We start from the raw sequence: 21,529 nt of genomic DNA, 5'->3' as shown, positions 1-21,529 counted from the left end.
TCATGGATAAGTTGGTTGATGATAGGCTTTTGTGAGACCTGAGCCTACAACTTTGCTAGAGTTGAATCTCTAAATGCCCGTATGGGCGCACATGCACTTCAAATTCAAAATTCCCGCTCCTTAGTAGAACAGCCTATGCAGCTGTTCTACTATTTTACATTTAGTTTCCATCATAAAATAAGAAAATCATAAATTATATTGAATTGATCTCTTGTTATTATTGAAGCTCATCTTTCAAGAGCATTTACAAATAATGCTCTTTTTTGCTATAAAATAAATTCTTTATCTTCTTTTACATATTTTTCAACTAAACTACACACGATACTTCTAAGCCATTCGAACTAGTGGCTTCACTCTTCTTGTAAAAGGATGGGAAGGCGTTTCATCACAATTGGCTAACTCATTCAACCCACAAGCAGGCAAAGTTTCTTTGCCTGCTATTTTTGTATAACTTTCTTAATTTGAATCATACTATGGAACCTGTTTACTAATACGAGTCAATTTGGTGTTTTGAAATTTCCTCCTTGTAGGACAAGCAATTTTGCTTGTCCTATTTTCGATTAAAGTACTATTTATATACCTCTCTTCCCTAGTCTTTAAATTTTATTTTTTAGTATCAAAAATAAGAATTTATACATTATAAAAATGTTCCACACAATGATGTGGTTACATAAGGAGGAGTTAAAAATGGACAAACGTACTGAGAAAAAAGTTGAAGCAGTGGCACGTAAAGCTGCTGATTTAGAAGTTTCACAAGAATTAACTAATCTTAAAAATCAAATTCAACAGTTACATCAATCTTTATCTCAAGCATCTCAAGGACAACAGCAAGGATTACAACAAAATCAACAAATGGGTAATCAACAAGGTCAGCAAATGGGTAACCAACAAGGTCAGCAACAATTTCACTAAGAATATTTACAGTAATCCCAGCCGTAATAAATTTTTCGCAACTTATATTACAGTAAGCAAACTCCAATTTCTTTTTGTTAGTTATTATTAAAATTAAGTAAATCCTGGATAAAATTTTAAGTTCCGTTCACACTATAACTGTAACTTGAAGTTACATATTATTTACTTGTATGCGTGAACTTCTTTTTCAACAAACCGCAATGGAGCAGTTAGCTAATCCGGCTAGCTGCTTTGTTGTGCCTAATAATGTTTTTATTTAGCTTTCTTGTATAACATTGTCGCTTCTGCTCATACTAAAGCTGTAACCTTAAGTTACAACGTAATGTGGGTATCCATTCTTGTTGGACAATAAGGCAGTTAGTTCATTGAGCTAGCTGCTTTATTATTTAAATAAAGATTTTGTTATAAATGTATTTTCACACTTCCTGAGAAAATACATATTTTAATATGGGTTGAACATGTATTCAGCTTACAAATTAGGCCTTGTGAGCTGACACCTACTTTCTATAAAAATCTTGGTCAGAGAGCGCCTTAAAAAGCGCTCTTTATATTTAAATAAAAACTGCACATATATTAGAAACATACATACATTAACCATGATCATTTCAGAATTAGCCATTGAGCATCTTAAAAGGTGCTCTTTGCTTTTTAAAGGTACTCACCATTTTCATAAAACAAACATATATTTACATAGACAAGACATAGATTTTATATAAACATGTACAATTTTTGTGCATGTTTTTTTTATTTCAATAAAAAATAAGAATTTTGTTTAATTTTCTTCTTTAAATTCCTTAGTTAATTTAACCGTTCCAATATCCTCGTAAGGTTGTGCGATATATCCTTTATCATGTAGAGCTTTAACTACTTCTTGCATACCTTGCCAAGCTGTTGTACCTTGTCCAAACTTAATAGTAATTGTATTCATTTTTCATTCCCCTTTTTTGAATAATCCTTTTTGTTATTACACATACTACACCTGAGTCGCTTTCTCCCTGGCTCCTCTCTTTCCAAATGGAAGGCGCTCCTCTGTGCAAGTGTGCGAGCATAGCAGGTAACTTAATTAGTTGCCTGCTATCTTTGTGTATAGGTTTAAAGATCCTTTTACAAAATAACTATTTTATTAAAAATCTTTAATGAGCTAATCCTTACAGTTTTGTAAGACTAATGTCACTAAAATCAATTTTTTCACTATAAACCCTTTACTATAATTCTCCTTATACACAAACAATAAGGAGCGATTTAAAAATGTCTTTTTCTCAATTAAATATTGATGCTTTTCGAACTATCAATGATTTAGGGAAGCAATATTCATCCCTAAACTCCACTATGGTATTTTTAGCGGAATATATGGTGTATTTTTTAGGTTTAATTATTATGGCTTATTGGTTTACTCAATCTAGAAAAAACAAAATGATGATTATTCAAGCAATAGTTGCCTTCGTAACTGCTGAAATAATTGGAAAATTAGTAGGGAATTTGCATTTGAATTATCAACCATTTGCAGTATTACCTAATGTTAATAAACTTGTCGATCATGCAGTAGATAATTCATTTCCTAGCGACCATACGATTCTATTTTTTTCGATTTGTTTTTCATTCTGGCTTGTTCGTAAAAAGGCTAGATGGTTATGGTTTGTACTTGCATTCTGCGTAGCTATTTCTCGTATTTGGGTAGGAGTTCATTATCCTTTCGATGTCATAACAGGAGCTTTAATAGGAATTATTTCAGCACTATTTTCATATTGGTTAACACCGAAAATTAAATTCATCAAACAATTACTTAATCTTTACGAAAAAATAGAACAAAATGTAATACCCTCCAAAAACAAGTCGAAAAACTTTTGATTAATCTCACAAAGTTAAAAAGATTACATATATTACCGAGTATTTTTCAATATTGTCTTGATCGAAAAGCGCTCCCTTGGGCGCTCTTTAATTTTAAAATAACGCTTTTAATAAAAATTAGTCAAAACAACAACTGTTGGCTCTACAGATACTTTTATTAACTTTCTATAGTATCTTTTTCCATCGATTTCAATCGATGTTTTTCTTGCTCCCTCATATAGCGTATCTAAACGTTTAAAATCACTTTCAGAAATTAACTTCCAAACAAACACATCATCCATCGAATCTTCAACATTCCTAGTATCATAACGCTCCCATTGCCAAAACATTTCCGATAGCCAATCATCTCAGTCTGAATGCGTTGTAAAAATGTATGCTTCATCACCGTAGTCGTCCTCTCTGAATACAAAATAGTAATCCGTTAATTTGCTAATGCCTTTCCCTTCTCTTTGAACGAACTCTTTAAAAGCTTCCCAATTACTTTTCAGTCCGCCCCAATCTAAATTTCTCACCATTCTATTCCCCTCCGTTTTTCTACAAAATTCAAATTTTATCTTAATATCCACTTGCTAAACGATCATAGTTAACTTGGTTCTTTTCGAAATACTCCTCTTCCATCGTTTTATCATTTTAGCCAAGAAGACTCCTTCCTCAAGGAGCGTGAAGGGTCACAGCCCAGTGAGTAGGTGGGAGATGAATTGGCTTCGAACAAGGGATGGCAGGAAGCCATCTTAATTGTTCGACATACAGAAAGTGTTACTCCACTACCTATCGAATGTACGTTTGGTATATAATAGTCATATACTAAAATGGAGGTGAATCAAATAATGATTAATAAAGCCTATAAGTTTCGTATCTATCCAAATCAAGCACAAGCAATTCTAATCAACAAAACGATAGGGTGTTCTCGCTTTGTATTCAATCATTTCCTATCCTTATGGGATCACGCATACAAAGAGACAGGAAATGGCTTGACCTATGGTATATGCTCTGCCAAACTACCTGCCATGAAGAAAGAGCTTGTTTGGCTAAAAGAAGTGGATAGTATTGCGATTCAGTCGTCTGTTCGCAACCTTGCGGATGCTTATACACGCTTTTTCAAAAAACAAAACAGCGCACCGCGCTTTAAATCTAAGAAGAACAACGTACAATCTTATACCACAAAACAAACAAATGAAAACATTGCCTTTGTAGGGAATAAAATAAAGTTGCCGAAACTAGGCCTTGTTCCATTTGCTAAAAGTCGCGAAGTAGAGGGGCGTATTGTAAATGCTACAGTTAGACGGAACCCTTCTGGTAGATATTTTGTGTCACTATTAGTTGAAACAGAAGTACAAGAACTTCCGAAAACACATTCTTACATTGGAATAGATGTAGGACTAAAAGATTTCGCTATTTTGTCAGATGGAACACACTATAAAAATCCGAAGTTTTTACGATCATTAGAAGATAAGTTGGCGAAAGCACAGCGTGTTCTTTCTAGAAGAATGAACCATTCTTCTCTATTTACCTATACTTATATTTTTCATAATTTGTTATAATATAGATATTGATTTAAAGTGTTTTGTTCAAAGTATTCAATTGAGATTTTTTAGGTGTTCAAGATGGTTATTTGTTCTTCTTTTCTAAATTCACATAATTTTCAAATGTGAAAAGATCATATGTTAATATTTGGTGTATACTATAATCAACCCGTGGTTATAGTGTTTGCTCCGATTCAAATTATGAGATAGTTTTTTTAACTTTTTTACATTATCTAAAAAGAACTTGTAGTGATTCCTACAAGTTCTTTTTGTTTTTCTGCTTAAATAGTACAGAATCTTTTAACTATTCATTTTCCATAAAAATAGCGAATGCTTTTTGATCTACCTAATTAATTTATATCAGGACTTTATTATTAATTATCAATTTTTTTATAAATGATCAGACTTTGTTTTAAATCATCAATCTTTATTTCAAACCAACACTAGTATCAAATTTTCAATATTATCTTGGCTTAACATTAATAGTTAATGATGAATAGCTTTTTATAATTTCACCATTCCCATAAAAAAAACAGGTCCTTATGTACTTTAGCATAAGGGCCTGTTTTACAAATATAAGTAATTAATAGATTATGTTTTATCATACTAAGTATACTCGTACATATAGCCATATATAAGAGTTTGATTGACTCTCTTTATTTAAATATGTCCTTCTTTTTTTAGATTGTTTTTAGTCTCATTTACTCGATCTTCAATTTCTTGTAGGGCTTCATTATATTCATTTATTCCTGCTATTTTTTTAATCATTTCTTTGTTTTCCTTTGAAATAACAAAATTATCAATCACAATAATTTTGTTATCGTTTATGATATTTCCATAATCATCAAATGAAATACTTACATTAAAATCAGCGTCATTTTTAAAACCAGGATTGAGTTTTACAGGAACAAAGGATGAACCATTGCCATTTTTTTGTTTAATATAAACAACATAGTATTTATTTTCTTTAACTGGAATCGAGCTTGTATTTGAACTTTTTTCTTGTTGATAACTTTTTTCATTATTTGTATTAGTTACTTCTTCTTTTTTTTCTAAAAAGAAGAAGTAAAAGTAAGCTCCTAAAGATAGCAGGAGGATAATAATTAAAAAGCTAACCGTTATCTTTTTATTATTCACCCATTTAATCTCCTTTTTCAACATTATTTTTCTATAAGTATCTGTTTCGTAATATTATATTCTTTTATGCTTAAAATAATACTGATTAATATTATGTCGAAAATTGTAAGTCCTATGATTGTTTTTACAAGTAATAAAGTGTTACTTGTATTAAAAAAGCAAATCGCAAACGTAAAATTCCAAAATACCAATATTACCAAGTAAGCGAGATAATGTTTCTCGAAAAAGTTATAACCAAAAATCCATTGTAATGCTAATGACTTTTTGTTCATTTCTAAATAATACATAGAAGAGAAAAATAATAAAACAGCTGCCAAGATTACAAATAGACTACAATAAATTGTGGCTAATTGTAGCAATTCTTTGTTATTTGCTATCTTTAATTCCACATTAGAATAAGCTACAGAAATAGGTTGCCAAACCTTATCAAAATTATGCTTCTTTAAAGTATCTTGTGTTACTTTGAAAGGATTTTCACGATCGCTATTTTTAGTATAATAACCATATCCCATAGAAATGCTAGTTGCCAAAATGCGTGGATCAAATTTACTATTTACTATTATAGCAATTGGATCAGTTATTTCATAGTTATTCTTTTCTGCCATATTTGTAGAGAAGGTAAAGTAAGATTGATTATTTTTAACATATAAAATATTCACTTTGGGAGGGATAGAATCTGTTTCATTATATATACCTGTATAATCTTTTGCTATAGTACTTTTAATATCATTTTCGTATTTCTTAAATTTTTTTGGTACAATGACAGTTATTTCATTAGAATTAGGGTCATCTGAAATTTCCACCCGTTTATTATCAACTCCAATAATCGGATTTACAGATAGATAATTTTTGTTAATTTCAACTTTCTTTCCATCCATTCCCCAAGGGTTTGGGCCTATAGGAATTTCAGAACTATCCATATAGTAAGCAGATGGAGAAATATAAAAAGCTCCCTGTGACTCTAGTTCTGTATATAATAATTGAAACTGTCGCTTTTCTTCCTCATTTTGAGACTTTAATAGTCCTGGTTCAGATTCTGAGATTACTCCTAAATAAGAGTAGTCTTTTAATAGAGACCATTTTTTTTCTTTATCCACAGTACTTTTAAGTCCAAGAAAAGAACTAATTCCTTGTTGTAATCCCAATGTAAGAAAAATAGCTAATACAAACCGAATAATAATATTTATATAAAACAATAGTTTTATAGGTTTTTTATTTTTAATCATTTGAGAAATATTTATGGTTTTGGTCCCTAACCATGTAACGATAAATATTAGTAAGATAATTAAAATTAATGGAGTTGTATTGTTTAACCAAAAATATAGAAAAGGGAACAATTGTTGGAACCCGTTATAAAAATATAAGTATACTAATAGCCCTGAAATTCCTATAGATAATGAACTTAGGAAAACTATAATATACTTCCTAAATAAAAAAGCCCCAATTTGCCAGAAATTATATCCTAATAAATATCTAACTGCTATTTCTTTATAGTTATTAATTACATCATATAACATTGCAAGTGCTATTAATAAACATAATATTAATGATGCTTTGTACATCATATCTTGATAAGGATATTGGGTAATTGAACTTTGAGCTTCCTCTTTTGAAATTTTTACAATAAATCCATATTCAGATGCTAAATCTTTTAATTTTTCTGCGTTTTCTTTTCCATTTAAAGTATATGTACCTTTGATGTCCTTTGTTTTTTCAGCGGCAATCATTGGACGAATTTCTATTGGGTCAAAACTATGAAAAATTTCAAGTTGACCTACTTGATGATTGTTATGAGTTTTTATGGTTGACATAAAATCATTTTGATCGCTATTTATATTCAAAAATTTACCAGACTTTAATTTTAATCCCTCAAAGTATTTATCATTTTCAAAAAAGGCCACATAATATACTGTCTTATCTTTGTTATTTTTATCCTTTTCATAAGATATTCTTTGGAAGTTTACGTTCGCCTGTTTTGCCATCTTTTCTAATAAACGAAAATTTTCAAATTTGCTTTTTTGAGAATCCCCATTTTCCACAATTAGATTCCATTTTTCACCTGTACTATCATTATTAAAAGATTGAAATTGAATATATTCAAATTGTTTTATAGATAAAAAACTTATAACTATAAAAGTGGTTATAAAGAGAAGAAAAATTAATTTTTTCATAACCATTCCTCCCTTATAATTCTATTGTTCTTGAAAAGAATTTAGTTAAATCTTTGTCATGAGTCACCATAATAATTGTTTTTCCCTGTTTATGTAATTTCTGAAACAAGGATACAATAATATCTCGGTTCTCACTATCCAATGATCCAGTTGGTTCATCTGCTAAAATTAAAGAAGGATCTTTAAGTAGCAATCTAGCGATTGCAACACGTTGCTGTTCTCCACCACTCAGGGTATGTACTATTTCCTTTTCATAATCAACAAGACCTACTTCTTTTAATACTAAAGATATAGCATCATGTTTTTGTTTTTTCTTCAATTTTTTATGTTTGAGAGCAATTTCTAAATTTTCATTTACTGTTGCGTTATCTATTAAAGCGTAGTTTTGAAAGATAAAACCTAAGTGATCTCTTAATAAAAGTCGTTTTATTTTTCTTTTATGTATTTCTTTACCCATTATTTTTACAACACCTGAATCAGCTTCTTCTAAAGTGCCCATTATATTTAAAAGAGTCGTTTTCCCCTGACCACTTTTTCCGACGATACCAATGAACTCGCCTGATTTTACTTCTAAGCTAAAATCTTTAAAAATAGTTTTTCTATTAAATGCCTTGCACATATTTATTATTTCAATCATATATTTATCACCTTTTCAAAGCAAAAAGGGATTTATTAATATATATAAATCCCTTTTGGCAACTAGTATTATAGAACGTGCTTATTATAACTAACAGCGTATGGTCCGTTAAAATCTAAATTTAACATCGACCAACCTCCAGGATTTGCAACTGGTCCATAGTAAGTTACACCGTTTTTGGTAATTGTACCATAGTGTTTTAACGAAGAATGTAAATAATGGTTATACCACTGCATTTTTGATTGATTATATCCATAATCCCATGTTTCTGCAGCTTTTGCTGTTATTGGTACAACAGAACCTACTGCTAGTAATCCCAATAAAGCAAATGTAATCGCTTTTTTCTTCATGCATATCTCCCTCCCTTTTTGTTAATATATTACATGGATAATTATACCATAAACATTCCAAAAAACAACAATATTCTAAAAATTCCTCATGTAAGACTATTATGATTTATATTTAAGGAGAAGAGTATAGATAGTAATAGATTTCTAGAAAAAATATATTTTAGTCTAAACATTTGGCGGGTAAAATCTTTGTGATTTTAGAAAACCTAATTACTTAAGTCAATCAGGTCCTGATTTTCTTTTTTATTTAATTTATTAGTAAGATTTATTCATTTTTCTCTTTCTAAAAGTAACTTTTTTAATGATTCTTTAATTTTTAACTTTTCGTATTCAGTGCATGGTTTTTCTTCTACTTCTGTAACAAGCGGATAAACTTGTAGCAATAATTCATAAATATCTTTCATTTACTATTCAACTCCTATATATTTTATCTTTAAACCGCCATTATACATTTCTCTTACTTTGCATAACAAAAAAAATTATCTCATTGAATAACTATATAGAGATAAATTTTTCATTTATTAGGACCCCTTGATGAGTATATTTGATAACCTAATTAGGTGCAAAATGGATTGGGTATATTCTCTATTTATCTTATTGATTCCTATGTATCTTAATGTGATTTTTGATGTAATACGATTTAATATTGTATTTCCACCTATTGTAGCACATCCAATGTGAATGAAATATAAGTTTTATAAAACATACAAAATGTTAAACTCATAAAACTCAGTGATATCGGTACATGTCCATGATATTACTGGGTTTTATTTGGATATTTAACGGCTTGTTTTACAATTTATTAAAATGTGTAAACTTAGTTTTGCTTTTTACATATGAACCATCTTGAAAAAAGAACTACAAAAGGTACACCTTTAGATATAGATTATTTTTGCATCATAAACTACTTCAAAAAGTATCAAAATGCACTTATGCCACACTTCATTAATACACACACTTTTTGAGACGTTGTTTGTTGCGTATTTTTATGCTTAATAGCGTTTTATATTGTCACTATAAGTATGATGAAGCAAGGAGAATCCCCTTAATGTTATGTTTGTTGGATTTTGTTTATTTAATCTGGTGCGTGAAATTATATGAATTGAGTTGTTTTCTTTTAAAATTCCTATCGCATTCTATATAAATTTTATGGTATTATATAGATAGAAAATTTGTTTCCATTGTTTATACTCTATTGTACGTAGCGTGAAGGACAAACCTTACGCCCAGTTAACTCGGGCGGGGTTTGTCCTTTTTTTTACTTTAAGGAGGAGTTTACTAGGGGTTCAGCCGAGATACGTGTAAAAACGGGTCATAATCTGTATTATATTTCCATTATTGGTTTTTTAGCTAAAAATATCTACCTCATGATTAACAAAAAGCTGATTACTTATACTCTATAAATGAACTGCCCCCAATTGTTAAACAAAACCTAGCAATTGGGGCAGTTCATAGTTATCATTTGACTCTTCTAGTGACTTTCTCAAGTAAAGCATCCTTTGGTTGAATAAGATTTATTTATTAATTCCCATCAATCGCTTAATTGTTCTTATTTGTCCACGATGATTAATTTCGTCTTCCATAACGTGAAACCACAAGTAGTAATTATTATAAGGCACACCATTAGGGGTACGACAACGATTCCTTCTTTTTGGAGCCACTCATAAAAATAACTTACAAATATTGTGTTAATCGAATCATATCCGTACATTGAATGCCATTTTCATAAATAGCATCTTCATAATTTCGTAAGAAAAAATCTTTATCGATATTTGTTATTTTGAATCCGAATTTTTGATAGAGACCTAGTTGCATTAAACTGGAATTTCCTGTACCTATTTCTATAGTTTTATATTTTTGTGTTTTAGCATAGTCTATCGCAAATTTAAGTAACTGTTTCCCATAACCTTTCCCTTGTTCTTTTTCAGAAACCGCTATATTTATAACTTCAATTGATTCAGGGAAGGTAGGAATTAAAACCATAATACCTAAAGTAACAGTATTTTTCTTTAAAATAAAGCACTTCCCCTGCTTAAGGTATCCATTAACTATCTTTTCTGAGGGGTCAGCCAGTAATAATAACTCCATTTTTTCTTTGGTAATATTTGCGGCTTTTTCAATACTGATTTCATCAGAATTATTTAATTTCATTTTTAACAATCCTCTCAAATAAAGTGAATTTTGGTTAGTAAAATAGTTTCTTTGCTAAGTTTCTTAAGAACTAAACAGAATCATGAGGATATAAGGGGATATTATACAATAGTTATTGATATTTGTAATTCATCGCACACACATACTAAAAAGACTAAGTTTGTTTATATAAGGATTGAATCGCTTTGATTCCTTTAAAGTTTATTTTATAGGTATTTCTTTACTTCTATTCTCAATAAGTCTATCTAATAGTAAGTAAACAAATCCAGAAATAATACAACCCACACCTAAGATTGTAAATAACATATGTCCTAATAGATGCTCCAGTAATACACCACCTAGAAGAGGTCCAAATACATTACCTGTAATCCATTGCAGATTAGCAGCTCCCATATAAGTCCCCCTCAAATGTTCTGGAGCTATATTTGCAACAAATGTCATTTGGACAGGTGACATAATCATTTCCCCTACTGTATAAACTGTATAAGCTATTAATAATGAACTTAGAATAACTAAATCATTTGCGTCTATTACTTGAAACCACTTTGGTAACCATCCTATTGCTAAAAGGCCAACACCAAAAAGAATGGCACCATATAGCATTGATTTACCAATTGATTTGTGAGTTAGCCACTTTGAAATAGGAATTTGAAAACATACAACCAATAAGCCATTTAAAGTCATTAAATATGGAAATGGATTACCATTTTCGAAAATCATCGTATCCTCATTACTAAAATGAAGTGGTAACATACCTTCCGATTGTGAGAATCCCATAAATATAATGATTCCCGTCACTATATAGAATAGAAATATTCTATCTCTTATAACAACTCTTAACGTAAATCTTATTGACTGTTTATGTGTTTCCTCATGTATCATGATATTTTTAGGTTTTGTTTCCTTTAGAAACAATAACATTAATATTGTATAAAACAGCATGGTTCCAGAAGTAATCAAAAATATGACATCTTTTGATACAACCACAACTGCAGCTCCAATTATAGGGCCTATCGCAGCTCCTATATTATGAGCCATCCTAAGTAATCCATATGCCTCAGTTCTTTTTTCGGGTTCTGTTACATCGGTAACCATTGCAGATGCCGCTGGTTCAAAGAAAGAATTACATAGCCCTAAACCAATAGATAAAATGGCATATGCTATAAAACCATCAATAAACAAAAAAACAAGCATTAGTAGCCCATTACTGGCCATAGAGAGCACCATAGTTGGTTTCCGACCATAAGTATCCGCTATATGCCCTCCAATTAATGAACCAATACTTGCTGCGATTGGAGATAAAGCTATAATTATACCCACCTCAAGTAGAGAATCTACTTTATCCTTCAAATATAATGAGAAAAATGGCATTAACATCATCATCGCGATACTATTTAAGGCTTCTCCGATAAAGCGGATCCAAACATTAAGGTCCATCCCCCTTAATTCTTTCCATGTACTTCTCATATAAATACCTCACCTATGCTCAAAGTATATTTTTATCCCAACAAAAGTTTTACTACATTATTATTAAAATCTAAATTTAACCGGATATGCTGAAACCTCAGAAAAAACCTATCTTTTGATAAAGTAATACAAGCTTGTCCCTATGATTAAAAACATTAATAGTAAAACCTTCCCTTCTAACACACTTGCTTAGAAGAAAAGGTTCATTAAAATAATCTCTAACTCAAGTTTCATGTAAAAAATAAATAAACCGATAGTGCCTTTTATATCTCCAAATAATTCATTTTTGTTAGCATACCAACAATATTCTTTTGAAACCAATTAAGAGTCTCCCATGACCTCTGTCTATTCGTATAATCCGTTTCCTGAACCTCAAATACAATTCCTATGTTTTTATCCAAAGTAAGGTTCTTCACTTTTAATAAAGTTTCATGTAATAAACTTTCATTAATAGATCCATTGACCGGATTCTCTCCCTCAAAGCAACGCACCTCACTATAAGGAATCGTTAAATGTTTAAAAGAACTAAAATGAAAATGTTTAATATATTCCATTAAGCTTAAATACTTATGAAAATCCTTATATTCAATTTCCCTTTGCCTTAATAATTTAGAAATACCTAAACGTGTAAGATAGGTTATAGACCAATGACATATATCCCATGTTATTCCAACGTTAGATAACTCCAAATTAACCAAATCAGTAAAATCTTCGGGATATATAAATATAGGATCAAAATCATCGCCCAAGTTTCCAATAATGGGTAGGTTTTCAACGCCAATCCATATATCAGTTCCTTTTATTTCTTCATCTAGCATATTAAAGAACTCTATAATCCTTTTTCTATTATCTAGAAGATTATAGTTTTGAAATTCCGCGACATTCATGAATTGATTAGCATGCACTGTTATACCTGATGCATTATACTTTATAGCAAGGTCAATAAATTCATATAGTTGCTTTTTAATAAATTCATCATTGAGATAGTCTGCATTATCAGTAGGAAAATGCAGCGTTAACAAGGATGGATTAAGGGTTTGAACAAAAGAAAGGACCTCTGAAAACCTTTTTGTATATGAGTTATCAAATAAAGATTTTCCATCAAAAATATTTGCTTCTAATCCATAGCCTTTTTCAACCCATTTTAAGTCAATCTGTTTACTATCTAAACCAAAGAACGGGACCTGTGGTATTAACATATTCTCTTCACCTACCATGTCCCCCTTACTAACATAAATGCCTCAGCCGCCTGGTATCCAGATTTGGCACCCCATACCATTGCGTTATGTCTCATTGCTTCTATAGAGCGTGGATGAGGAAATTCCCTTAACTCAGATTCATAATGTCTCATCGCACTTAATTTCTCCTCCAAATGATCTTCAATATTCACAAAATAATTAGGAAGAAACTTATCTTTTTCATTATAATTCCACTCTGTAGAAGATAAAGTTTCATATGCAAATACCCATTTGATATTAGTATCTGGCAGAGGGCGTGTCGCTGTCATTACTGCTCTGTAAACAACAGTATGATCAATATTTATATCTCCACCATATTGAGTATAAATAATTGTAGGATTTATTTTTTCAATGTGATTTTCAATCTCTTTCACTACATCAAGTAAGGGTAATGTATCAAGACGATTATCAGGGAAATCTAGTCTTGCAAAACTCTTTACACTAAGTGTAGTACATGCCCCCTCTGTTTCTTTATAAGATAAGTTCTTAACCTCTAAATCTAGCTCTTTATATTCTTTAGCTCTAGAAGATTTTCCCTCTGCAAGTATTACAACATGTACATCATCACCTTGTTTCACGTGTTTCGCTATTGTTCCACCAACACCAATTATTTCATCATCTGGATGAGCGGCAAATACAAGTACATTCATAGAATTTTAGACTCCTTTAATTAATTTTTCTGTTTCCTTTGGCCCACAATTTAGTAAAATATCTAAAATAGACAAATGTGGTATAAATTCCCCAAATAATTGCTTGTAGGAATAATCTCTTATTCTTTGGTAGATAATTTCTATATTCTCATTCTCAAAGTCATTTTCGTTTAAATAATCTTGCCCTAAACTTCCAGAATAATAAGTACTGGCATTAAATTTCTGACACAATTCTAATACAAAATCACTTTTCTTACCTGTAATCCCTTCTAGATCTGATACATAATATAGCTCCGTATCAATGTTTAATTCACGGATAATAAAATGAATAAAATTCATGTTCATATCATTTAAATTAATCCAATCTTCTGAATAAAAACCCTCTAAATAATCCTTATATACATTAAAATAAGGTGCATTAGAATAATTAATTCTTATCGTTTTCCAATGCTTCCGTTCCCAATCTTGAGTATTGTCTATCTTTAACTCATTAAATGGAATTTCTTTATAATTCTTCGTTTGTATTGGAACCGTTAGCCAAGACGCTCCTTGTGAAGTCTTAATACGATTCCTATTTAAAAAACCTTTTTTTTCAAATTGTGCTATATCATGAAATACAAACACATCTGATTTATGAATTTTTTCAAAAAAACCATACCAAGGTAAATAACTTGGTTGGTGGCCACTAATAATCATAGTTTAAATCCTTTCTTTTAAACAAAAACATTTTTTCAAAGCTGCCCCCCAGTATATCTTAGGTCTAGCAATCCCTTTATTATGTGAATATCCTAAATCCGCATACTTTAATTTATTATGAATTGCTAATTCAAACGCATCATTTAGTAGTAAATATGAAGATTGCGAATTTTTTCCTTTGGTATTATTAATATTAATCCAGTAATATAAAACCTGTTTATCCATTATAAAAAGGCTGGAACTAATTAGTTCTTCTTCTAAGAATGCCCCTAAAAAAAGGATTTTTTCTTGTAAATTAAGAACTAAATGATAAAAAAACTCTCTACTAAATGAATAACTCGCTCCTATACTGTTATTATGTTCTTGATATAATTGGTAAAACTCATCTAATTCCGCTACAGTTATAGGACGAATTTCAACATTCTGTTTACGTGCATACCTAACACTTGTCCTAGCTTTCCCAGAACACGATGTCCATAAATCCTCAAACTTATTTGGTAGATCTAACATATAAGTTTCTTTATAATCCCACTTTTCCTTACTATAACTTTGAAAAGGATTTATCGTTATAGGTAATAATAGCTTTTGAATTTTATTTTCAAACTTCTTATTTATTATGGATTCATAAACTGAAAAATCTAATTTATCTTGGCCAATTATTATTGGGCCACCATAACCAATTAAACTTCCCAATAGCCTACCATCTTGTACATACATAGGAGATAAAACTACTGTATCTCGTGTTTCTATTAGTACTGGGAAAAATTGAACACCAGGTAATAATTCCATTAACTTTCCCCATTCGAAACTATGAAATACAGAACCATTATATTCTTCCATACAAGCATCCCAGTATTGGGCGTCAGTACATATTTCGATTTCCATATAATCACCTTTTAATTCTTATTCTCTAAATATTTTAGAATTTGACTACATATATACTTAAGGTCCTTGTCTACTAAAGGATATTTAAAAGGTATTGATAATACCCTTGGCCATAAAAAATCTATATTTTCTGACTCGGTTGCGTACTTCGAAAAAATAGGGATTTCACTCAGAGGTAAATAGTTCCAACAAGTTTGTATACCTTTTTCCGCTAAATGTACAGAACACTCATACCTATCAGATGGTTCTTTGAATATAATAGTAAAATAGTTCAAATAAACGTTCTGAGTTGAAAATATAATCTTAACGCCATACTTTTCTTCAATTTCCTGCAGCATTGTATAACACAGACTGGCGTTACATATATTCATTTCTAAAATCTTCTTTGTTTTCTGTAGGTGTTTATCAATTAACAATGAACGTACTATAGACATTCTTTTTGGGTTTATAACTTCCGTTTTCTCCGGTAAAGAATCTAATTTACTATTATTATAGGAGGGCAGAATCTCTAATTTCCTCCAATAATTAGTAAATAAGCTCAGTACTCTACTCTTTTTTATTCTTATACCTAATTGTGTTTTTAAATGATTCTTATAATCTAAAATCACTTCTTCCTTCTTTTCTTCATCCATGTCACACAATTCACTTATTGTACGATTAAGAAGTAACGCTCCTCCCCCAATACTTGGGATTGGTTTCGTTCCCCCAAAACTTAAAATACCAATGTCGCCTAAACTACCAACTGGCTTTCCATTTTGATAAGAAAACATTGCTTGTGCAGCATCATCGATGATATAAATATTATTTTCTCTAGCCCAGTCAATAATTTCTAAATCATCATGACATCCATACAAGTGCGTAAGAATAATTACCTTTGTATTAGCATTGAAATGTTTTTTTATTTTATTAAGAGAAATTGAATGATTAGTGTTTAAATCAATTAATACAGGTTTTGCTCCCACCGTTAATATTGCTTCTATCACATTAGGACAATTAAAGTTTGATAGAATCACTTCATCTCCCTTTGCTACTTTTAAGTACTTTAAACCAACCACTAATGCAGATGTACCGCTATTAGTTAATACAATTTCTGCATCCGGATAAAGAGCTTGAAGACTTTTTTTAAGTTTAGAATCATTAGGTCTATATACACTTTTCAAAAAAAATACATGATCAGATATACTCCAAAGAGAAGAATATATGGGATACTTAATTTTCTTTGGATTCTTAGAATATAGATACTGTGTTTCCATACTTCTCCCCTATTATTATCTCTAGTCCTTTATCTAATGAAATAATTGGTTGATAGTTTAAAAATAATTTAGCTTTCTCTATTGAAGGGATTCTTCTAAAGATTTCAATGCTAGAATTTCTGACTCCCTCTTCACCTAAATCAAGAAATTTAATTTTACTTTTATTTCCCATTAATTCATTAATTTTTATTGCTAGTTCTTCCATAGATATAGGTTTGTTATTGCCAACATTAAAATCTGCAAATTTCTCTCCTTCATATTCAAAGGCTAGTATAGTTCCGTTAACAATATCACTTATATAACTAAAACATCTAATTTGCTGTCCATCTCCATAAATAGTAATATCTTCACCACTATGAGCTTGTTTTAAAAACTTAGAAATTACAAAGTTATCATTTTGTTGTGAACCGAATACATTAAAATAACGTACCACTCTGACTTTCAAACTATCACTAGCATATTCTTTCAAATAATCTTCGGACATTAATTTAGCTTTTCCATAAGCTGATTTTGGAATTTTAATATCATTTTCTTTAAACGGAACACTCACGCCATCCCCATATACCTCTGAACTGGAAGAAAACAATAATTTTTCTATACCATTTTCGTTACAAATCTGTACAATATTTTTCGTGCCTTCAAAGTTCACCCTCACTACATCTTCTTCATTTAAACGGCAATTATCAACACCCACTAATGCAGCTAAATGGATTACTCCATCGACATTAATAAGATTTTCTCTTAATGTTGCAATATCTAAAATATCAATTTCCTTAAAAGGAACATCAATACTTGGATTAAATTTATCAAATATAACTACTTCATACCCCCTTGCTAATAACTCCTTTGTAACATGCTTACCAATAAATCCACTGCCACCAATAACCCCAATTTTCATAAATATTTACCTCCCTATTTTTAATTGATATAGACTTTTTAAAGCCGTTATAATATGTTCAACTTCATTGTCTGTAAGAGCACTATACAGTGGTAATGAAATAATTTGATTAAATATCTCTTCCGTTTTAGGTAAATATACGTTAAATCTTTCTTTATAATACGGATGCATATGAACAGGAATAAAGTGAACACTAAGCCCAATATTTCTCTTTTTCATTTCTTGAATTACCTGATCTCTACTAACAGGAGAATTAGCATTGATTTTTATAACAAATAAATGCCATGCATGTTTTACACCTGGATTGTTAGTATAGTTAGGTAACGTTATATATTCTTGAACCTCTTTTAATTCCTCTTGGTACTTTTCAGCTATTCTCTTACGTTTTTCAATCATTTCATCAGCTCTTTTTAACTGACTAATACCCAAACTAGCTTGTAGATCCATCATGTTATATTTAAACCCCGGTAATAGAACATCATAACGCCAGCTTCCTTCTTCACCATAACGATTCCATGCATTTTTGGTGATACCATGCCAACCATATAATCTAGCTTTTTCAGCAATCAATTCATTTTTAGTAACTAACGCTCCGCCTTCACCTGTTGTTATATTTTTTGTGGCATAAAAACTGAAACAAATAACATCTCCATGTGTACCAATTAAAGTATTATCATATTTTGTCCCTAATGCATGCGCTGCATCCTCTATCAAAAACAGTCCGTATTCTTTACATAATTTTTGAAGTTCTTTTAATTTAGCCGGGTATCCAGCAAAGTGAACTGCAATAATTGCTTTCGTTTTTTTAGTGATTTTTCTTTTAACATCCTGAAGATCAAGACATAAATCCTCTTCATCTATGTCTACAAATACAGGTGTTGCACCTACATGCATAATAACGTTTACACTAGAACAAAAAGTAAAACTCGGAACTATTACTTCATCTCCTAATCCAACCCCCAGAGACAGTAATGCTAAATGTAATGCGGCAGTCCCTGAATTACAACTTACTACATGTTCAGTATTCAGATATTCTTTTAAATTCTCTTCAAACTCTATCACCTTTGGCCCCTTTGAAAGCCATCCAGATTTAAGGGCAGAAACTACCCTATCTATATCTTCATCATTGATTTCTGGTCGATAAAAAGGAATAAACTCTACCATGTAATCACCTACAAACTAATAATATTTTTCTTATATACTGATTCATCTTTTAATATGTTTCTTGTGTCTAAAATTAAGCAGTTTGCCTCATTTAGCAATTTAAAATCAATGCAATCATGGTCCGTATGAACAATAATTAAAGTGTATTTATCTAATTGACTTAGGTTTAAATCTATAGATTTTTTCAATGTGTTATTGCCCACAATGAGTTCCTCTATAAACGGATCGTAATAATCCACGTTATAGTCTTCTATCATTAAATCATTCATAATATCCAAAGCTGGCGATTCCCTAGCATCATTAACATTCTTTTTATATGCAACGCCAACCATAAGAATATTCTTACCTTCTTTATCATCTAGTAACTGTAGTGCTCTATTAAGAACATATTTAGGCATATTTTCATTAATTTCTCTTGCCACATCAATCATTTTTGTTGCTAAGTCCTTATTATTTGCAATCCACTTAAAATAAATAGGATCAATCGGAATACAGTGTCCTCCTACACCAGGACCAGGATAGAATTTTTGAAATCCAAATGGCTTAGTTCCTGAGGCATCAATTACTTCCCAAATATTTATGTTTAACTCATTACAAATTTGTGTCATTTCATTAATAAAAGCGATATTTATAAAACGATACGTATTTTCTAATAACTTAGCTGTCTCTGCTACTTCTGGACTGCTTACCTTATGAATATCCTTAATTAAATTACTATAGAAAGCTGCTGCACAATCAGTACAATTAGATGTAACTCCACCTACGATTTTTATAATATCTTGAATTGAAAACGATTGATTTGCAGGATCGATTCGCTCTGGAGAGTATGCTACAAATATATCTACACCAATTTTAAAATTAGTTTTCTGTTCTAATTTGTATAAAACTTCTTCTCTTGTAGTACCTGGATAAGTAGTACTTTCTAAGATAATTAATGTACCTTTTTTAATGTATTTAACTATTTCATCAACTGCTGAATGAATATATGTTAAATCTGGTTGTTTACTAGTTCTTTCTAATGGTGTAGGAACACATATAACTACAACATCACATTCGTTTATATCATTCATTTCTGTACTAACAAAAAATCTATTTGTATGTAAAGCATCTTGGATTTCAGTATCTTGAATATCACTGATATAACTTATTCCACGTTCTAGTTTTCTTATTTTTGCTGAGTTTTTATCAAAACCTTTTACCGCATAACCTACTTCTAAACATTTAAGAGCTGATGGTAGTCCAACATAACCTAGGCCTACATATCCAATACACGCATTTTTATTTGCAATTTTTTCAACTAATAAATTTTTAGTTTCATTATTTAATACAGTAACCATCATTTATCACTTCCTTATATTAAATATATTACCTCTCCTCAAAAACATGAAAGCATCTTCAAATATAAGCATAATATATTACGAAGAAAAAGTATATTATGTTTTTTTCTTTATACAAAGGAATTTTTTATAATATATACATATTTAATAAACGAACTCATAATGGTTATACGGAACATAGTCTATCATTTCTACAAAGTCAGGAAAGCTTAGGTTATACAGCAAATATCAATGTACCGTTAACAAAATACTATCGGGTTGATAAGATTTTTGCTTAGATACATTTTCTCTTTCCATACTAATCACACGCCTTTTTTAAAGTTAGCACCAATGTAGCCAAGTTTGATAAACCACTTTAATTACTTTGGAGTTTTTGCACTAGACCGAAATAATGAGACACTACTTTAATTCAATAAAGACATCCATTTATTTAAACCTGTGTATTCTTTACACCTTTAAATTATTTATTGAAACATAAATATAGAAGTTTATCTGCAACAAAAACGGACATTTTTGTTACGGTTATTATTAATAAACTTTTAGTCTAATTAACTTGCATACTGAGTGTAACAAAAATATGTAACAATATTATTCGTAACAATATCCCTATTTAATCGTTTTTGGTACAATAGTCGGTGAAGGGGATGATAAATATGAAGTTTGGTTATATGCGTGTTTCTACATTAGATCAAAATTTAGATCGCCAAAAGAAACAGCTTGAAGAATTTGGATGCGATCGTATTTTTTTCGAAAAAATAACCGGTACAAAACGAAACCGGCCGGAATTAAATAGTATGCTGGAATTTCTTCGTCCAGAAGATAAAGTCGTTGTAACCGATTTAACTCGATTATCACGTTCTACAAAAGATCTCATTGAAATTACGGAACAAATTTCTCAAAAAGGAGCGCACTTGAAAAGTCTAAAGGAATCATGGCTCGATACAACAACAGCACATGGAAAAATGTTGTTTACTATTTTCGCTGGTATTGCTCAATTTGAACGAGATTTAACTTCTGAACGGACAAAAGAAGGGATTGAGGCTGCAAGAAAACGAGGGAAACATCCTGGAAGACCAAAAACCGATGAGGAAAAGGTAGATTACGCTTTATATCTTATTAATCAAGGTATGAGCCGTACAGATGCCGCCGAGAAAGCTGGTATCTCGAGAATGACTTTGTACCGTAAGATGCAACAGTAAAATACATATAGTT

Annotated in this window: 20 protein-coding genes and 2 pseudogenes; 4 read left to right on the top strand and 18 right to left on the bottom strand. The window is 30.5% G+C overall.

Going from position 1 to position 21,529, the window contains the following annotated elements:
* The first annotated feature begins 687 nt into the window (after positions 1-687).
* Entirely contained in the window at positions 688-912 is a 225-nt protein-coding gene (locus tag MR169_RS07635) for a hypothetical protein (protein ID WP_242319210.1), read from the top strand.
* A 778-nt stretch (positions 913-1,690) separates the two neighbouring features.
* Here MR169_RS07635 and MR169_RS07630 read toward each other — a convergent pair.
* Positions 1,691-1,840, bottom strand: a pseudogene (locus MR169_RS07630) (DUF8088 domain-containing protein); the annotation flags it as partial.
* Between the two features lie 320 nt (positions 1,841-2,160).
* On the opposite strand from MR169_RS07630, the gene MR169_RS07625 reads away from it, so the two are divergent.
* On the top strand, positions 2,161-2,760 hold the full coding sequence (locus tag MR169_RS07625) for an undecaprenyl-diphosphatase (protein WP_242319209.1): 600 nt from the start codon (positions 2,161-2,163) through the stop codon (positions 2,758-2,760).
* Positions 2,761-2,867: 107 nt separating this feature from the next.
* On the opposite strand, the gene MR169_RS07620 is transcribed toward MR169_RS07625, so the two are convergent.
* Both MR169_RS07620 and MR169_RS07615 read right to left on the bottom strand, forming a co-directional pair.
* Entirely contained in the window at positions 2,868-3,089 is a 222-nt protein-coding gene (locus tag MR169_RS07620) for a hypothetical protein (RefSeq protein ID WP_231122463.1), read from the bottom strand.
* A gap of 18 nt (positions 3,090-3,107) precedes the next feature.
* Positions 3,108-3,275: a hypothetical protein gene (locus MR169_RS07615; RefSeq protein WP_231122462.1), complete on the bottom strand. Its 168-nt coding sequence runs from the start codon at positions 3,273-3,275 to the stop codon at positions 3,108-3,110.
* Between the two features lie 312 nt (positions 3,276-3,587).
* Here MR169_RS07615 and MR169_RS07610 point away from each other — a divergent pair.
* A pseudogene (locus tag MR169_RS07610) lies at positions 3,588-4,262 on the top strand (RNA-guided endonuclease TnpB family protein); the annotation flags it as partial.
* Positions 4,263-4,943: 681 nt separating this feature from the next.
* Here MR169_RS07610 and MR169_RS07605 read toward each other — a convergent pair.
* The 15 genes from MR169_RS07605 to MR169_RS07540 form a co-directional block, all read right to left on the bottom strand.
* The gene (locus tag MR169_RS07605; protein WP_061884971.1) at positions 4,944-5,420 is read right to left on the bottom strand and encodes a hypothetical protein; all 477 of its coding nucleotides are present in this window, start codon (positions 5,418-5,420) and stop codon (positions 4,944-4,946) included.
* A gap of 23 nt (positions 5,421-5,443) precedes the next feature.
* Positions 5,444-7,591, bottom strand: a complete 2,148-nt coding sequence (locus tag MR169_RS07600; RefSeq protein ID WP_061884970.1) for an FtsX-like permease family protein — start codon at positions 7,589-7,591, stop codon at positions 5,444-5,446.
* 13 nt (positions 7,592-7,604) lie between these two features.
* Positions 7,605-8,228, bottom strand: a complete 624-nt coding sequence (locus tag MR169_RS07595) for an ABC transporter ATP-binding protein (protein WP_061884969.1) — start codon at positions 8,226-8,228, stop codon at positions 7,605-7,607.
* Positions 8,229-8,296: 68 nt separating this feature from the next.
* Positions 8,297-8,578 carry a lactococcin 972 family bacteriocin gene (locus tag MR169_RS07590; protein ID WP_061884968.1) on the bottom strand — a complete coding sequence of 94 codons (282 nt, stop codon included), beginning with the start codon at positions 8,576-8,578 and terminating at the stop codon, positions 8,297-8,299.
* Positions 8,579-8,847: 269 nt separating this feature from the next.
* On the bottom strand, positions 8,848-8,982 hold the full coding sequence (locus tag MR169_RS28190) for a hypothetical protein (protein WP_255446532.1): 135 nt from the start codon (positions 8,980-8,982) through the stop codon (positions 8,848-8,850).
* 1,270 nt (positions 8,983-10,252) lie between these two features.
* The gene (locus MR169_RS07585; protein ID WP_242319208.1) at positions 10,253-10,729 is read right to left on the bottom strand and encodes a GNAT family N-acetyltransferase; all 477 of its coding nucleotides are present in this window, start codon (positions 10,727-10,729) and stop codon (positions 10,253-10,255) included.
* A 201-nt stretch (positions 10,730-10,930) separates the two neighbouring features.
* Complete coding sequence (locus tag MR169_RS07580; RefSeq protein WP_242319207.1) at positions 10,931-12,196, bottom strand: MDR family MFS transporter; 1,266 nt, start codon at positions 12,194-12,196, stop codon at positions 10,931-10,933.
* Positions 12,197-12,459: 263 nt separating this feature from the next.
* Positions 12,460-13,395: a TIM barrel protein gene (locus MR169_RS07575; RefSeq protein WP_242319206.1), complete on the bottom strand. Its 936-nt coding sequence runs from the start codon at positions 13,393-13,395 to the stop codon at positions 12,460-12,462.
* A gap of 11 nt (positions 13,396-13,406) precedes the next feature.
* Positions 13,407-14,084, bottom strand: a complete 678-nt coding sequence (locus MR169_RS07570) for a PIG-L deacetylase family protein (protein WP_242319205.1) — start codon at positions 14,082-14,084, stop codon at positions 13,407-13,409.
* A gap of 6 nt (positions 14,085-14,090) precedes the next feature.
* Complete coding sequence (locus MR169_RS07565) at positions 14,091-14,780, bottom strand: WbqC family protein (RefSeq protein ID WP_071731707.1); 690 nt, start codon at positions 14,778-14,780, stop codon at positions 14,091-14,093.
* Positions 14,781-14,783: 3 nt separating this feature from the next.
* On the bottom strand, positions 14,784-15,665 hold the full coding sequence (locus MR169_RS07560) for a GNAT family N-acetyltransferase (RefSeq protein WP_016513570.1): 882 nt from the start codon (positions 15,663-15,665) through the stop codon (positions 14,784-14,786).
* Between the two features lie 11 nt (positions 15,666-15,676).
* Positions 15,677-16,918 (bottom strand): aminotransferase class V-fold PLP-dependent enzyme, encoded by a 1,242-nt coding sequence (locus MR169_RS07555; RefSeq protein WP_242319204.1) that lies wholly within the window; start codon positions 16,916-16,918, stop codon positions 15,677-15,679.
* Positions 16,893-17,816 (bottom strand): NAD-dependent epimerase/dehydratase family protein, encoded by a 924-nt coding sequence (locus MR169_RS07550; protein WP_242319203.1) that lies wholly within the window; start codon positions 17,814-17,816, stop codon positions 16,893-16,895. Before MR169_RS07550 ends, MR169_RS07555 begins: the two co-directional genes overlap by 26 nt.
* A 6-nt stretch (positions 17,817-17,822) precedes the next feature.
* Positions 17,823-18,980 (bottom strand): DegT/DnrJ/EryC1/StrS family aminotransferase, encoded by a 1,158-nt coding sequence (locus tag MR169_RS07545; RefSeq protein ID WP_242319202.1) that lies wholly within the window; start codon positions 18,978-18,980, stop codon positions 17,823-17,825.
* Between the two features lie 8 nt (positions 18,981-18,988).
* A complete protein-coding gene (locus MR169_RS07540) occupies positions 18,989-20,317 on the bottom strand; it encodes a nucleotide sugar dehydrogenase (RefSeq protein WP_242319201.1) in 1,329 nt (442 codons plus the stop codon).
* Positions 20,318-20,970: 653 nt separating this feature from the next.
* On the opposite strand from MR169_RS07540, the gene MR169_RS07535 reads away from it, so the two are divergent.
* Entirely contained in the window at positions 20,971-21,516 is a 546-nt protein-coding gene (locus tag MR169_RS07535; protein WP_242319200.1) for a recombinase family protein, read from the top strand.
* Positions 21,517-21,529: the final 13 nt, after the last annotated feature.

The organism is Bacillus cereus group sp. BfR-BA-01349, assembly GCF_022663795.1.
Classification (GTDB): Bacteria; Bacillota; Bacilli; order Bacillales; family Bacillaceae_G; genus Bacillus_A; species Bacillus_A cereus.
This window is presented reverse-complemented; position numbering and strand designations above follow the sequence as displayed.